Annotated in this window: 13 protein-coding genes; 7 read left to right on the forward strand and 6 right to left on the reverse strand. The window is 63.4% G+C overall.

The window, feature by feature from the left end:
* Window positions 1-6: 6 nt before the first annotated feature.
* From ACGYLA_RS06085 to ACGYLA_RS06100, 4 genes are all read left to right on the forward strand, one after another.
* The gene (locus ACGYLA_RS06085) at window positions 7-1,557 is read left to right on the forward strand and encodes a TrkH family potassium uptake protein (protein WP_394431091.1); all 1,551 of its coding nucleotides are present in this window, start codon (window positions 7-9) and stop codon (window positions 1,555-1,557) included.
* Between the two features lie 130 nt (window positions 1,558-1,687).
* On the forward strand, window positions 1,688-1,927 hold the full coding sequence (gene hfq, locus ACGYLA_RS06090) for an RNA chaperone Hfq (RefSeq protein WP_007119530.1): 240 nt from the start codon (window positions 1,688-1,690) through the stop codon (window positions 1,925-1,927).
* The gene (hflX, locus tag ACGYLA_RS06095; protein WP_394431093.1) at window positions 1,924-3,222 is read left to right on the forward strand and encodes a GTPase HflX; all 1,299 of its coding nucleotides are present in this window, start codon (window positions 1,924-1,926) and stop codon (window positions 3,220-3,222) included. The genes hfq and hflX overlap by 4 nt, the downstream gene beginning before the upstream one ends.
* Before the next feature lie 97 nt (window positions 3,223-3,319).
* Window positions 3,320-3,721 (forward strand): DUF2177 family protein, encoded by a 402-nt coding sequence (locus ACGYLA_RS06100; protein WP_394431095.1) that lies wholly within the window; start codon window positions 3,320-3,322, stop codon window positions 3,719-3,721.
* Here the strand turns inward: ACGYLA_RS06100 and ACGYLA_RS06105 are convergent.
* Entirely contained in the window at window positions 3,718-4,284 is a 567-nt protein-coding gene (locus ACGYLA_RS06105) for a pseudouridine synthase (protein WP_271687376.1), read from the reverse strand. The two genes, ACGYLA_RS06100 and ACGYLA_RS06105, sit on opposite strands and share 4 nt — an antisense overlap.
* Window positions 4,281-6,749, reverse strand: a complete 2,469-nt coding sequence (locus ACGYLA_RS06110; RefSeq protein ID WP_394431097.1) for a penicillin acylase family protein — start codon at window positions 6,747-6,749, stop codon at window positions 4,281-4,283. Before ACGYLA_RS06110 ends, ACGYLA_RS06105 begins: the two co-directional genes overlap by 4 nt.
* Before the next feature lie 96 nt (window positions 6,750-6,845).
* Here ACGYLA_RS06110 and ACGYLA_RS06115 point away from each other — a divergent pair, with 96 nt between their 5' ends.
* Window positions 6,846-7,718 carry an NAD(P)-dependent oxidoreductase gene (locus ACGYLA_RS06115; RefSeq protein ID WP_394431099.1) on the forward strand — a complete coding sequence of 291 codons (873 nt, stop codon included), beginning with the start codon at window positions 6,846-6,848 and terminating at the stop codon, window positions 7,716-7,718.
* 86 nt (window positions 7,719-7,804) lie between these two features.
* On the opposite strand, the gene ACGYLA_RS06120 is transcribed toward ACGYLA_RS06115, so the two are convergent.
* Together ACGYLA_RS06120 and hemB are read right to left on the reverse strand one after the other, a co-directional pair.
* Complete coding sequence (locus ACGYLA_RS06120; protein ID WP_271693665.1) at window positions 7,805-8,371, reverse strand: YSC84-related protein; 567 nt, start codon at window positions 8,369-8,371, stop codon at window positions 7,805-7,807.
* Window positions 8,372-8,497: 126 nt separating this feature from the next.
* Window positions 8,498-9,502: a porphobilinogen synthase gene (gene hemB / locus ACGYLA_RS06125; protein ID WP_394431101.1), complete on the reverse strand. Its 1,005-nt coding sequence runs from the start codon at window positions 9,500-9,502 to the stop codon at window positions 8,498-8,500.
* Between the two features lie 119 nt (window positions 9,503-9,621).
* Between hemB and ACGYLA_RS06130 the strand changes: the two genes are divergently transcribed.
* A complete protein-coding gene (locus ACGYLA_RS06130; protein WP_136720314.1) occupies window positions 9,622-10,149 on the forward strand; it encodes a component of SufBCD complex in 528 nt (175 codons plus the stop codon).
* A gap of 31 nt (window positions 10,150-10,180) precedes the next feature.
* Window positions 10,181-13,651: a transcription-repair coupling factor gene (gene mfd, locus ACGYLA_RS06135; protein ID WP_394431103.1), complete on the forward strand. Its 3,471-nt coding sequence runs from the start codon at window positions 10,181-10,183 to the stop codon at window positions 13,649-13,651.
* Window positions 13,652-13,670: 19 nt separating this feature from the next.
* Here mfd and ACGYLA_RS06140 read toward each other — a convergent pair whose 3' ends face one another.
* Both ACGYLA_RS06140 and ACGYLA_RS06145 read right to left on the reverse strand, forming a co-directional pair.
* Window positions 13,671-14,876: a multidrug effflux MFS transporter gene (locus tag ACGYLA_RS06140; protein ID WP_394431176.1), complete on the reverse strand. Its 1,206-nt coding sequence runs from the start codon at window positions 14,874-14,876 to the stop codon at window positions 13,671-13,673.
* A gap of 148 nt (window positions 14,877-15,024) precedes the next feature.
* Window positions 15,025-15,669, reverse strand: a complete 645-nt coding sequence (locus ACGYLA_RS06145) for a DsbA family oxidoreductase (RefSeq protein ID WP_394431105.1) — start codon at window positions 15,667-15,669, stop codon at window positions 15,025-15,027.
* Window positions 15,670-15,675: the final 6 nt, after the last annotated feature.

Here is a 15,675-nt window from a genome sequence, read left to right on the forward strand (position 1 = left end):
GCCTTTGTGACGCAACCGACCAGCATAGGCCCGACCGGCATCCGCCGCGAGATCGTGCAGCTACCGCTGTTCTTGCAGCTGTTCGGCGTCTCGGCCCTGTCGATGATCCTGCCGTCGATCCACGGGCTGGTGATGAACGATCATCTGGCCAGTCGCGCCTTTCTCTATGCGGGGCTGTTGGGGCTTGTGGCCTTCACGCTCATCGCCATCGCCCACGCGGGGCGCAAACCTTTGGACGGGGCGCTTGGGCCGCTTCTGTCGCTGCTCTCGGCCTTCGTGTTCCTGCCGGTGTTCTTTGCGGTGCCCTTTCTTGAGGCGCTGCCGACGACCCGTTTCGTGAATGTCTATTTCGAGATGGTCAGCGCGCTGACCACCACCGGGGCCACGATGTTCAGTCCCGAACGGCTGAGCGACACGCTGCATCTGTGGCGCGCGCAGGTCGGGTGGATGGGCGGGCTGCTCATGTGGGTCACGGCCTCGGCCATTCTGGCCCCGCTGCATTTGGGCGGCTTCGAGGTCACGGCGCAGGCCGAACCGGGGCGGCCTGATGACCGGATCAACACGCGGATGGGCCGGATCACCCCGCGCCAACGGCTGCTGCGCACCACCCAAGCGCTGCTGCCGATCTACTTCGGGCTGACGCTCCTGCTGTGGCTCTTGCTGGTCATCGGCGGAGAGACGGCCTTGGTGGCGCTTTGCCATGCCATGTCGGTCATGGCGACTTCGGGCATTTCGCCCATCGGTGGCGTGGCCGAGGCGCAGGTCGGCGTTACCGGCGAGGCGGTGATGATGCTCTTCATGCTTTTCGCCCTGTCGCGGCTGACCTTTTCCAAGGATACCGTCACGGCGACCCAAGGCGGGCTGATGACCGACCCTGAGTTTCGCATCGGTCTTTTGGTGGTGATCGGCGTGCCGCTGCTGCTGTTCGCGCGCCATTGGATCGGCGCTTTTGAGGTTGAGGTTGAGGTCGACGGCACCCGGGCCTTGCACGCGCTTTGGGGCGGGCTGTTCACGGTGCTGTCCTTCCTGTCGACCACCGGTTTCGTCTCTGAGCATTGGGCCGACGCGCAGAATTGGTCGGGGCTGCGCACGCCGGGGCTGGTGCTCATGGGGCTTGCGCTGATCGGCGGCGGGGTGGCCACCACGGCGGGCGGGGTGAAACTGCTGCGGGTCTTCGCGCTTTACCAAAACGGGGTGCGCGAGATGGACCGGCTGGTCTATCCCAACTCCGTCAGCGGGGCGGGGGCGGCCGGGCGGCGTTTGCAAAGCAACGGGGCTTTCATCGCTTGGATCTTCTTCATGCTCTTCGCCATGTCACTGGCCGGGGTGACCCTGCTGCTGACCCTGACCGGCGCCTCCTTCGATGCGGCGGTGGTCATGTCGGTGGCCACGCTCTCCACCACGGGGCCGCTGATCGAACATGCCGCCGACAAGCCCATCCACCTGATCGAGCTGGGATTGGCGGCCAAAGTTATCCTAAGCGGCGCGATGGTGCTGGGGCGGCTGGAAACCTTGGCGATTATTGCGCTGATGACCCCGAATTTGTGGCGCGCTTGACACGTTTAGCGCTAGAACCGTCCTAGTCCTCTGATATTGGGGCTGGAAACTCACGCTTTCGCACTCCATACTTGAGGCAATGGGGGGGTCCGGTACGCGGACGCCAGCAAGAACAAAAGGCGAGACTACGATGGCGTCAGACAGACAGAACCTTCAGGATGCGTTCCTTAACCACGTTCGCAAGACCAAAGTACCGGTGACAATTTTCCTGATCAATGGCGTCAAATTGCAGGGCGTCATTACTTGGTTTGACAACTTCTGCGTTCTGCTGCGCCGCGACGGTCAATCGCAACTTGTGTACAAACACGCGATTTCGACCATCATGCCAAGCCAGCCGATCAGCCTATATGAGGGCGAAGACGCTTCTTGAGCCGTCCAGCATTTCAGATCGACAACAGCGACGGGCCCCGCGTAACGCGCGCTTGGGTGTTGCATCCTGATATCAAGTCCGACAACGACCGGCGCGCGCCCGAGCCCGCGCTGGCAGAAGCCGTGGCATTGGCCGAGGCGCTGCCCGAGTTGCAGGTCGTCGGCTCCGAAGTCGTGCCTCTGCGCACGGTCCATGCGGGTATGCTGTTCGGCAAGGGCAAGATCGAAGAGCTCGAGCAGCGCATGAAGGGGGCAGAGGTCGACCTCGTGCTGGTCGATGGCCCCGTGACCCCGGTGCAGCAGCGCAATCTTGAGAAGGCTTGGGGGGTCAAATTGCTCGACCGGACCGGGCTGATTCTCGAAATTTTCAGCGACCGTGCGGCGACCCGCGAAGGGGTGCTTCAGGTTGAGATGGCCGCGCTGAACTATCAGCGTACGCGGCTTGTCCGGGCATGGACCCACCTTGAGCGGCAGCGCGGCGGTTTGGGTTTTGTCGGCGGGCCGGGTGAGACCCAGATCGAGGCTGACCGCCGTGCCATTGACGACCAATTGGTGCGCCTGCGCCGCCAATTGGAAAAGGTCGTGAAAACCCGCGCGTTGCACCGTGCCGCACGGGCGAAGGTGCCGTTCCCGATCGTGGCCCTAGTGGGCTATACCAACGCCGGGAAATCCACGCTTTTCAACCGCTTGACCGGGGCCGAGGTCATGGCAAAAGACATGCTCTTTGCCACGCTCGACCCGACCATGCGCAGCCTCGTGTTGCCCGACGGGCCTGAGATCATCCTCAGCGACACGGTGGGCTTCATCAGCGATCTGCCCACGGAACTCGTCGCCGCCTTCCGCGCCACGCTGGAAGAGGTTTTGGCCGCCGATATCATCTGCCATGTGCGCGACGTCTCTCACGCCGAGACCGAGGAGCAGGCGCAGAACGTGCGCGATATTCTCGCCTCTCTCGGCGTGCCGAAAGAGACCCGCAGTTTCGAGGTTTGGAACAAGCTGGACCTGCTGCCCGACGACCGGGCCGAGGCCATGCGTGCCCGTGCCGCGCGCAACGATGACGTGCTGGCGATTTCGGCCATCACCGGCGAGGGGCTGGAGACGCTGCAAGAAACCATCGCCGAGGCGCTGCAAGGTGCCGTGCGCGAGGCTCTGCTGACCCTCGGTTTCGCCGACGGCAAGAAACGCGCCTGGCTGTTCGCGCAGGACGTGGTCGAGGGCGAGCGCCAGACCGACGACGGGTTCGAGATCACCGTGCGCTGGTCCGCGCGGCAAGAGGCGGAATACCAGCAACTTTGACGGGTTTGCCATGGGCGGTGAAATTTTGCCGCCCCCGGCATCGAATTCCGCGCGTCGCGCCGCATATGGTCCTATGACCAGAAACGGAGCGCGCCACATGACCCTCGTTATCCTCTACCTCTCAACCGTCGTCATCTTTCTCGGGCTGGACTATCTCGGGCTGACCTACCTCATCAAACCTGCGTTCGAGCGTGATATCGGCAACTGGCTGTTGGATGAATTCCGCATGGCCCCGGCGCTGATCTTCTACGCCTTCTTCGTGGCCGTGGTGCTGTGGTTCGTGTCTTGGCCCGCGATGGTGCAGGGTCATTCGCTGCTCTGGGTCTTTGGCAATGCGTTGCTGATCGGGGCGATGGGCTATGGCACCTATGAGTTCACCAATCTGGCGACGCTCAAGGATTGGACATGGGCCATGGTCGCGCGGGATTTCGCTTGGGGCTCGGTCCTGACCGGGACGGCGGCGACGGCGGGGGTGGCGATCACCCGCGCCTTTACCTAACGGCCCGTTTCGGTCGACCAGCGCCATGCGCCGGGTTGCAGCCCGGCCAGCGTCCAGTCGCCCACGCTTTCGCGGATCAGCCGCAGGGTGGGCAGGCCGACATGGGCCGTCATGCGCCGCACTTGCCGGTTGCGCCCCTCGCGGATGGTAATGCGCAGCCAAGCGTCGGGGACCGTCTTGCGAAAACGCACCGGCGGGTCGCGCGGCCAAAGCGGATCGGGCGCGTCGATTTGATCCACTTGGGCGGGTTTCGTCAGACCGTCCTTCAGTTCGACACCTTTGCGCAGAGCGTCGAGCGCCGCGGCATCCGGCGTGCCTTCGACCTGCACCAAATAGCTCTTGGGCCGTTTGTATTTCGGATGCGCGATGCGGGCCTGAAGCGGGCCGTGGTCGGTCAGCACCAAAAGCCCTTCGCTGTCGCGGTCAAGCCGCCCGGCAGGATAAAACCCCTTTTCATCGACATAGGCGGAGAGGGTGGGCCGGGTGCTGCCTTCGGTGCCTTTGTCGGTGAATTGCGACAGCACGCCATAGGGTTTGTTCAGCAAGATCACGCGGGCGGTCATTGGGCAGGCTCCAATCGGGTCACGCCCACGGCGGCGGCGCGGGCCAGTTCGGCGTCCAGCGACATCGGGATATATTCGCCCCGCCGCCAGAGTTGCGCCATATCATCGTAATGCCGCGACAGGAAATGCCCCGATTGCCCGGTGGAGATGACAAAGACCGAACTGTCGGGATCGGCAAAATCGTAAACGCCGCGATAGCCCGCGCCGTGCACGTTAAAGAAGGGGTCTTTGCCGGTGCCGCGTGTCAGCCCGCGTTGCAGGGTGTTGTCCCCGCCCGAGGTCGACTGCCGGATGTTCACGAAGTAGCGCAAAAGCGGCACGTCGCCCAGCACGGGGTGGTCATGAGTCGCCTGATGCGCGTCGCCCCAGCGGAGCGATTCAAGCTGCGTGCCCCATGTCTCGTTGATCCACAAAAGCGCGTCGTCGAGCGCCAGCCGCGCCATGTCGTGGCAGGTCTCCACCGGGGCGGATTGGCGCACGTCGCACCATTTCGCAGCGCCCTGCACATCGCGAAAGGCGCGTTCGATAAAGAGCGGCTGGATATGGGTGAACTCCTCGGCCAGCGGTCCCAATTCGTCGCGGATCAGCCGGTCCTGCAAGGCGCGGATCCACGCGGCATAGATCAGCGGCTCGGGCAGGTGTTCGTTCATCTCTCCCGACCAACCGGCGAGCAGATCGAGCGCGCGCTGGCGCTGGCGCTCCGGCGTGCCGTCGGGGGCGGCCTCACCGGTGAACCACAGCTCGGCGCCGATGAGCGGTAGCAGCGACCGGGCCGTCGGGCTGACGGTATCAAGCTGCGCTTCGATGAAACTGTCGCGGGTATGCACCTCGCGATTCTGCATCAGCCGTTGCCAGCGCTGCACCCGCTGCGTGTCGCCCCAGACAAAAGAGACATGGTTGGGGAAGGGGCGGTCGACCGTTTTGTTGTTGGTATTGCCAAGGATGCCGCCTGCGGGGGCGATGAACTCAGGGTTCGCGGTATAGGGCAGCATCCCGTCCCAGCGGTTGGTGGCGATCCAACCGGGGCTGGGCATGCGCCCTTGGCTTTGGTGATTGGCATCGCGGCGCGGCATGGCGCCGATGGTCTTCATCGCAATGGTGTCGCGGTCGACAAGCGTGAGGTTCTGCGCGGGCGCCACATAGTCGGTCGCGGCATTGATCGCCTGCTGCACCGATTTCGCGCGCATCACCTTCATCGCGGCGGCCAGCGAGGTCTCTTCTTCGGTAAAGAGGGTCGAGGCGACAGAGGCCACATGCCCTGGCGGGGTGATGCTGCCAAGGTTGTAGTGGCTCCCGGGCAGCACCGGGCCATTGTCGGTCCAACGCAGGGTGACGGTGATCGGATCGGCATCGGCGATATTGATGATCGACGCGCGTTTGCGGAACTTCTTGAACCCGTCCGGGGTGCGGTATTCCTCGGCATTGTCGGGGTTCAACTCTTCGATATAGACGTCTTGATCGTCGACATAGGCGGTGGTCAGCCCCCAGCCCAGATCGGCGCTGCGGCCCGTAAGCACCACCGGCATCCCTGGAATGGTGCCACCGATCACGCCGCCGGTCTCAAGCTCCAACCGTGCGAGATACCAGATCGCGGGGGCGGTGAAGCCCAAATGCGGGTCATTGGCCAAAAGCGTGCCCCCCGCGGCAGAGCGCGAGGGCGCGGCGGCCCAAGCGTTGGAAGCCCCGGCGAAGGCCTGCCGTTTGAAGGGCGACAGCGGGTGGCGCGCCATTGGCGCTGCGGCGGCGTGGCGGCGGCTGACCTCGGGGAAGAGGGCGGCATATTCGGGCAGGGCGGCGACCCCGCTGCCCGGCGCTTCGGGCAGGATGTCCCGCAGACGGTCCGGATCGCTCAACTCCAAAGACACGCGCGCGCGCAGCACCTCGGCCTCCAGATGGCCCGACATTTGCAGGCCCATGAGTTTGGTGATCGCGAGTGAATCCGCGGGCCGCCAGGGCGCCATGGGCGCATTGAAAAGCCACATCTCGGGCGCACCGCGGCCCAAGGCTTCGGTGTTGATCTGGTCGAGGCGCGCGTTGATCCCGGCGGAATAGGCCTCAAGCGCCGCTTCGGTTTCGGGGTCGAGCTTATCCGCCGCCGCCACGGCAAGCCGGTAGATGTCATAGCGCCGCATCAGCTTGTCGGTGGTGATGGTGGCAGTGCCGAAGACCTCGGACAGCCGCCCCTGCGCGGTGCGGCGCAGGGTGATCAATTGCCACAGCCGGTCTTGGGCATGGGCGAAGCCGAGGCCGAAAAAGACATCCTCATCGCTCTGCCCGAAGATATGCGGCACATTGGCGTTGTCGCGCACGATCTCGACCGGGGCGCTGACGCCCGCGACCTCGACCGTATCGTCATAATCGGGCAAGGACCGCGCGGCGAACCAATAGACCAGCACCAAAACCACGACGCTCAGCGCGACGAGAAACACCGCCAATCGGATAAGCCAGCGAAACATCAATGCCATCGGGGGATCCTCGACTGGCGCGCAGATTGACCGGAGCGCGCAGGGTGGTAGGTGTAATGACAGGGAATAACGCAACTGAATGACAAGGAAAAGCACATGGCAAAGCTCGCGTTTTTGGGACTGGGGGTCATGGGGGCTCCGATGGCGGGGCATCTGCAAAAGGCGGGCCACGATGTGACCGTCTACAACCGCACCGAAGCCAAGGCGGACGACTGGGTGAAAACCTATGGCGGCGCCATGGCCAAGACCCCGCGTGCGGCGGCAAAGGATGCGGATTTCGTGATCGCCTGCGTGGGCAATGACGACGATCTGCGCTCGGTCTGTTTGGGGGAAGACGGGGCCTTTGGCGGCATGACGGCGGGGGCGATCTTTGTCGATCACACCACCGTTTCGGCGGCTGTGACGCGTGAGCTTTATGCCGCCGCCGATGACGCGCAGGTGAGCTTTGTCGACGCGCCGATCTCAGGGGGTCAGGCAGGCGCGGAAAACGGCCAATTGTCGATCATGTGCGGCGGCGACGAAGGCGCTTTTGACCGGGCGCTGCCGATCATGGAGGTTTACGCGAAAATCTGCCGCCGCATTGGCGAGAGCGGCGCGGGCCAGATGACCAAGATGTGCAACCAGATCGCCATCGCCGGGCTGGTGCAGGGTCTGTCAGAGGCGCTGCATTTCGCCGACAAAGCGGGGCTCGACGGGCGCGCCGTGGTCGAGGTGATCAGTCAGGGCGCGGCAGGGTCGTGGCAGATGGAAAACCGCTATGAGACCATGCTCGACGACAAGTTTGATCACGGCTTCGCGGTGGATTGGATGCGCAAGGATTTGGGTATTTGTCTTGATGCGGCGGATGAGACGGGGGCGAGCCTGCCGGTGACCGCGCTGGTCGATCAGTTCTACAAAGACGTGCAGAAGATGGGCGGCGGGCGTTGGGATACGTCGAGCCTGTTTAAGCGGTTGCAGAACCTCGGGTAACGCGTGGCGAGCCGTTTTGGCCTCTGCCTCAAACAGAAACGCCCGGCTTAAAGCCGGGCGTTTGCTTTCCGCAGGCGCGGGTGCCCTTAGGGAATGATCCGCGTGTATTTGGTGCCTTCCAGCGTCGCGCCGATGCGCAGGCCCGCGCGGCCAAAGACGGCGGCCAGAACCGGGGCCATGACGGTGGTGGTATCCGCGCTGACGCTGTCGCCCTTGTCCGAGATCACATATTCCAGACCGGCCCCCGCCGCCCAACCGGGCGAGCTGCGGAATTCGCGCAATGCAGGCTCGGTCATGAAGAACAGCACATGCGCATATTGCTGCGCGCCGATCTGCAAGCCGCCCGAGGCTTTGGTCACCGAATAATAGTCCACCGTCACGTCGTTCACGCGCAGCGCGCCGCGCCCGTAGGCACCGCCAAAGCCGAGGCCCGCTTCCGTCACCAGCGGCATGACCAACATGCCATTGGCCTTTTCGGCCAATTGCCGGGTGTTGGGATAGCCGCGGTACATCTCGGCCAGTGTCGCGTCCACGCGCGCGTCGATCATCGCGCTGCCGCGTCCGCCCACGCCATTGCCGCAGGCCGCGGTCGCGCCGAGCGCCGAGAGGGCGCCCAATGTCACGAAGCGCCGGTTATATGTCTGATTGGTCATCTTTTCTGCCTGTATATTCAAGATCGGTTGCCTGCTGCCGGTTTTCCCGACTTATGCGCGAGATTACGCATAATCACGCGGCTTGTCATGTTGATTGGCCCCTTTGCGCAGATTTACGCCCTTAGGTCACGCGCTTTTGAGCAAAAGCCGGGCGACCTCGGGGGCAAAATAGGTCAGCACGCCGTCGCAGCCCGCGCGTTTGAAGGCCAGAAGGCTCTCCATCATCGCGCGTTCGCCGTCGATCCAACCTTGGTCTGCCGCGCCCTTGATCATGCTGTATTCGCCTGAGACCTGATAGGCGAAGGTCGGCGCGCCGAAGGCGTCTTTCACCCGGCGGCAGATATCAAGGTAGGGCATTCCCGGTTTGACCATGACCATATCCGCGCCTTCCGAGAGGTCACGCGCCACCAGCCGCAGCGCCTCGTCACTATTGGCGGGATCCATCTGATAGGTCTTCTTGTCGCCGGTCAGGGCCGCAGAGGCGCCAACCGCGTCGCGGAAGGGGCCGTAGAAGGCGCTGGCGTATTTGGCGGCGTAGCTCAGGATCATCACGTTCTGATGTCCAGCCTCTTCGAGACCTGCGCGGATCGCGCCGATGCGCCCGTCCATCATATCCGAAGGGCCGATGATATCCGCGCCCGCCTCGGCTTGGGCCAGCGCCATCTTGACCAGTGCCTCGACCGTGCGGTCGTTCACGATGATGCCGTCTTCGACGAAACCGTCATGGCCGTTGATGTTATAGGTATCGAGTGCCACATCGGTCATCACCACCATCTCCGGCACCGCCTCTTTGATCGCGGCGATGGCGCGGTTGGTGGCGTTCTGCGGATCCCATGCGCGGGCGCAATCCTCGGTCCGGTCCTCAGGTCCGGTATAGGGGAAGACGCAGACCGTGCCGATGCCCAGATCCGCCGCCGCGCGCACCGCCGGGACCAGCGTGTCGACCGAGCGGCGCATGACACCGGGCATGGAGGGGATCGGCTCTTCCACGCCTTCGCCTTCGCGCACGAAAACTGGCCAGATCAGATCGCCCAATTGCAGGTCATTCTCGCGCACCAACGCGCGGATACCGGCATTGGCACGGGTGCGGCGCAGGCGTGTGGCGGGGAAGGGGGCGTGGACGGGTTGCATCAATTATACCTCAGAATGGCTCGGCACGGGCTTGCCATGTATTTTTGAACGCCTCAACCCTATGAATTGTCGCGCCGGACCGCTAAGAGATCCGAACTCAATATTCGGACGAGCACGCCTTGGACTGGTATCAAACCCTTTTCGAAATGATCGACATGCGCTCTTTCTCGAACCTTTGGTTCTGGATCGCGCTGGCTGTGATGTGGTCAACGGCGAGCCACTGGGTGCTGGGCGTGCCCTTCGATATGGTCCTGCGCGCCCGCCGCTATGGCGGAGAGGCCGAGGCCGATCTGGAAGACATCGTGCGGATCAACGTGAACCGAATGCTCTATATCTCGCAGGTCTCGGGGCTGTGGCTCTTGGGGCTGGGGTTCTTCGCGCTGACCTCTCTGGTGCTCTTGGGGTTCGTCTATGGCATCGAATTCGCTCAAGCCTTGCTGCTTTTGGGCTTTCCCATGTCGCTGGTGGGGCTTTTGAGCCTGTCGACCGCCCGGCTTATTCGCATCGAAGGGTCAACCGGTGAGGTGCTGCGGCGGCGATTGATGCGGCATCGGCTTTACACCCAGATCATCGGCATGGTCTCGATCTTCGTGACCGCGCTTTGGGGAATGTATCAAAATCTAAGCATCGGCCCTCTGGCGGGTTGACAGCCCCCCTCCGAGGGCCAATTGAGACCCGATGAACGATCCGCGCAATATCACCCTCTCCGGCGTTCCCGAAGGCTATGATGCCCGCGCCATCCTCGATGAAATCGCCAAGGGCGGCCGGCCGGTGGTCCATGTGGCGCGCGATGACAAACGCATGGCGGCGATGCAGGCCGCCTTGCGGTTCTACGCCCCCGACATGCCGGTCGTCACCTTCCCGGGCTGGGATTGTCTGCCCTATGACCGGGTGTCACCCAACGCCGATATCTCGGCCCGGCGGATGGCGACGCTGGCGGCGCTGGTGCATGGGATGCCCGATCAGTTCGTCCTGCTGACGACCTTGAACGCGGCCAGCCAACGCATTCCCGCCCGCGACACCCTCCGCGATGCGGCCTTTGCCGCCCGCGTGGGCAGCCGGATCGACGAAAAGGCGCTGCGCGCGTTTCTGGTGCGTATGGGCTTTGTGCAAAGCCCCACGGTGATGGAGCCGGGCGATTACGCGGTGCGCGGCGGGATCATCGACATTTACCCGCCCGGCGATCTTGGCCCGGTGCGGCTTGATCTCTTCGGCGACGTGCTGGATGGCGCGCGACGGTTTGATCCGGCGACGCAGCGGACTACTGAAAAACTCGATCTGGTCGAGCTTGCCCCGGTGAGCGAGGTCATCCTCGACGAGGCAGCGATCACCCGGTTCCGGCAGAACTACCGCATCGAATTTGGTGCAGCGGGCACCGACGATCCGCTTTACGAGGCGATCAGCGCGGGCCGCAAACATCAGGGCGCGGAACATTGGCTGGCGTTCTTTCACGACGATCTGGAAACGCTTTTTGATTATCTGCCCAAGGCGACGGTCACCCTGGACGATCAACTGACCCCGATGCGGATTGCGCGGTGGGAAACCATCGAAGACCAGTATGAGACCCGCAAACTGGCGATGAAGACGCGCTCGAAGATGGACAGCGTGTACAAACCGGCCCCACCTGAGGGGCTGTACCTGACCGATGAGGCCTGGACCCAAGCGTTGCTGGATCACCGCGTCATCCAGTTCAACCCGCTACCGCAGCCTACGGGGCCGGGAGTGCTGGATGCAGGCGCGCGGCTCGGGCGCAACTTCGCCCCTGAGCGTCAGCAGGAATCCGTAAGTCTTTTCGGTGCTTTGGCCGCGCATATTAAAGCAAAGCTTGAAGTTGGGCCGGTGCTGATCGCCAGCTACTCCGAAGGCGCGCGGGAGCGCCTGACCGGGCTGATCGAAGACGAAGGTCTGGCCGAGGCGATCCCGGTGATGGATGCCACGCGCATCGGCAAACGCGGGCTGCATCTGGCGGTCTGGGCGTTGGAACATGGGTTCGAAGCGCCGGGGATGACGGTGATTTCCGAGCAAGACGTGCTGGGGGATCGTCTGATCCGCGCGCCGAAACGCAAGCGCCGCGCCGAGAATTTCCTGACCGAGGCGCAGAGCCTCAGCCCCGGCGATTTGGTGGTTCATGTCGACCACGGCATCGGGCGCTATCACGGGATGGAAGTGGTCACCGCGGCAGGGGCCGCCCATGAATGTCTCGTTCTGGAATATGCCGAGCAATCAAAGCTTTACCTGCCGGTGGAGAATATCGAACTGCTGTCGCGCTACGGCCATGAGGAAGGGCTTTTGGACAAGCTCGGCGGCGGCGCATGGCAATCCAAAAAGGCCAAGCTCAAAGAGCGCATTCGCGAGATGGCGGACAAGCTCATCCGCATCGCCGCCGAACGCAGCCTGCGCAAAGCGCCCGTGCTCGACCCGCCGCCGGGCATGTGGGATGCCTTCTCGGCCCGTTTCCCCTACACGGAAACCGATGACCAACTGCGCGCCATCGGTGATGTGATCGACGATCTGACCTCCGGCAACCCGATGGACCGTCTGGTCTGCGGCGATGTGGGTTTCGGCAAGACCGAGGTGGCGATGCGCGCGGCCTTCGTCGCGGCCATGTCGGGCGTGCAGGTCGCGGTGATCGCGCCGACGACCCTGTTGGCGCGGCAGCACTACAAGAGCTTCGCGGAACGCTTTCGCGGCTTCCCGATCAACGTGCGGCAACTCAGCCGCTTCGTCTCGGCCAAGGAGGCGGCGGCGACGCGTGAGGGGATGGCCAAGGGCACGGTCGATATCGTGATCGGCACCCATGCGCTGCTGGCAAAGGGGATTCGTTTCAACGACCTCGGCCTTTTGATTATTGATGAAGAACAACACTTTGGCGTCACCCATAAGGAGCGGTTGAAGGCGCTGCGCACGGACATCCATGTGCTGACCCTCACCGCCACGCCGATCCCGCGCACCCTGCAACTGTCGCTGACGGGCGTGCGCGATCTGTCGATCATCGGCACGCCACCCGTGGACCGTCTGTCGATCCGCACCTATGTCAGCGAGTTCGACGCGGTAACCATCCGCGAGGCGCTCCTGCGCGAGCATTACCGCGGCGGGCAGAGCTTCTATGTCGTGCCGCGTGTCAGCGACCTGCGCGAGATTGAGGAGTTCCTGAAGGCGCAACTGCCCGAGCTTTCTTACGTCGTCGCCCACGGCCAGATGGCGCCGGGAGAGCTCGACGACCGGATGAACGCTTTCTACGACGGCAAGTTCGACATTCTGTTGGCCACGACCATCGTGGAATCCGGCCTCGACATTCCCACCGCCAACACGATGATCGTGCACCGCGCGGATATGTTCGGGCTGGCGCAGCTCTATCAAATCCGGGGCCGGGTGGGGCGTTCGAAGACGCGCGCCTATGCCTATCTCACGACCAAGCCGCGCGCCAAACTGACCGACACGGCCCAGAAACGCCTGCGGGTGCTGGGCAGCCTCGACACGCTCGGCGCGGGCTTTACGCTGGCGTCCCAAGACCTCGACATTCGTGGTGCGGGCAACCTTCTGGGCGAAGAACAGTCCGGCCAGATGCGCGACGTGGGCTTCGAGCTTTACCAGTCCATGCTGGAAGAGGCGATCGCCAAGATCAAGGCGGGCGAGCTTGAGGGGCTGTCGGAGGCCGACGAGCAATGGGCGCCGCAGATCAACCTTGGCGTGCCGGTGCTGATCCCCGAGGACTATGTGCCCGATCTCGACGTGCGGCTTGGACTCTATCGCCGCCTCAGCGAGCTTTCGACCAAGGTCGAGCTGGAAGGCTTCGCCGCCGAGCTGATCGACCGTTTCGGCAAACTGCCGAAGGAGGTCAACACCCTGATGCTGGTGGTGCGGATCAAGGCGATGTGCAAACGCGCCGGGATCGCCAAGCTCGACGGCGGGCCGAAGGGGGCGACGATCCAGTTCCACAACGACAAGTTCGCCTCGCCCGAGGGGTTGGTGAAGTTCATTCAGGACCAGCGCGGGCTAGCGAAGGTGAAGGACAACAAGATCGTCGTGCGCCGGGATTGGAAGACGGATGCCGATAAGATCAAAGGCGCCTTTGCCATCGCACGCGATTTGGCCGAACATGTGATCGCCAAGGAAAAGACTACAAAAAAGGCCAAGGCGAAGGGCTAAGCCCTTCGAAAGGCGGCGGTTATTCCGCCGCCGCCGGCTGCCGGTTCTCCACCCGCCCCATGTAGAGCATCAGCGCATAGGCTGCGATTGCCATCAGCAGCATGGCCAGCGCCAGCGGCTTGGTCGTGCCGTCGAACATCAACCCCACTGGGGAGGCGATCAGCGCCGCCAGCACGGTGGAAATTGCCCCCACGACCGAAGCCGCCATGCCTGCGATATGGCCCATCGGCTCCATCGCGATGGCGTTGAGGTTGCCCAATGTCAGCCCCGCTTGGAAGAACAGGCAGGTCTGGAAGAACACGAATGCGGCAAAGCCATAAGGGTCGGGCAGGGCGCCGAGGTTTAGGAAATACATGGCTCCCGACAGCAGGATTTGCACGCCCAAGGCGATGGTCACCAGCCGCCGCATGCCGTAGCGCACGACCAGCAGCGCGTTGATCAGGCTGGCGCTGGCCGCCACCACGGCGATGCCGCCGAACCACAGTGGGAAGCTTTCGGCCCGGCCATAGACGGTGTCATAGATCGGCTGGACCAGCATCAGCATCGAGAAGAGCATAGCCATGGCAAGCGACTGCACGAGGATCGACAGGCGCACCGTGGGGTGACTCACCAACTCGCGCACCGCGCCAATGATCAGCCGTGCCCGCAACGGGCGGCGGTCTTCGGGGGCGAGGGTTTCGGGCAGACGCAGGGCCATCCAGATGACCGAGATGAGCGAGAAGGCCATGAAGGCGATGAAGATCGCGCGCCAGCCCGCCGTGAGGATGATCCCCGCGCCCAGCATCGGGGCCAAGGCGGGCACCAGCGCGAAGACCATCATCACCACCGACATGATCCGCGCCATCTCGCGCCCCGCATAGAGGTCACGAATGATCGCCACGGCGACCACACGCGGGCCAGAAGCGCCAAGCCCTTGGAAGATGCGTGCCACGAGCATGACTTCGAGTGAGTTGCTCATCCAAGCGACAAAGGCCGAAAGACAATAGAGCGCCGCCCCGCCGAAGACCACGTTGCGGCGGCCGAATGCATCCGACAGCGCGCCGCTAAAGAATGTGCCCAGCCCCATGCCGAGCACGAAGGCTGTCAGGATCAACGGGGCGCGGTGGGCGATCTCGGGTGAGAGTTCCGCCGCGATCTCGGGCAGGGCGGGCAGCATCGCGTCGATGGAAAAGGCGATGGTGGCGATCATCATCGCGATAAGGCCGACGAATTCGATCCGCCCCATGGAGAATTTTGGATTTTCGGTGGTCACGAAGGCGCACTCCGGCGATTGTCCCGAACGGCGGATCCGCTTGGGCAGGCTTCAGGGAATAACTTGTGGTTGCGGTCTCGATAGTCGAGAACGCTTAACTTGGCAATGATTGCCGCCCTGTTCAGCTCTGTTGATTGGTCAGATCGGCAATGACCTGCGCCCATAGCTCGGGCGGCTGCGCGCCGGGGACGGCATGGGTGTTGGCAACGATGAAGGTCGGCACCGAGTTCACGCCCATCTTGCGGCTATGGGCATCACGGTCGCGGATGTCCTGCGCGTCGACATCGGATTTCAGCAGCCGGGTGACCACGGCGGCGTCCATCTCGATACTATCGGCGATGTCGGCCAGCACTTCGTGGTTACCAATGTCGCGGGCATCGACGAAATAGGCTTTGAAAAGGGCAGAGACGGCTGCGGTCTGGCGCCCTTCGATCCCGGCCCAGTGGATCAGACGGTGCGCATCCAGCGTGTTGGGCGTGCGCTGCATGGCCTCGAAGTTGATCTTCAACCCGGCCTTCTCGGCATGTTCAACCACAGGCGCATAGGCGCGCACGGCGCCTTCCTTGCCGCCGAACTTGCGTTCAAGATAGCTGCGGCGGTCCATGCCCTCGCGCGGCATGTCGGGGTTTAGCTGGAACGGGTGCCATTCGATGGCAAAGGGATGGTCGGGATGGTCCTGCAAAGCGCGGTCCAGATGCGCCTTGCCGATATAGCACCACGGGCAGATCGGGTCTGACATGATATCGAGTTTGATCGCTTCGGCCATGATGCG

The organism is Sulfitobacter sp. 1A13679 (genome assembly GCF_043557115.1).
GTDB lineage: Bacteria > Pseudomonadota > Alphaproteobacteria > Rhodobacterales > Rhodobacteraceae > Sulfitobacter > Sulfitobacter faviae.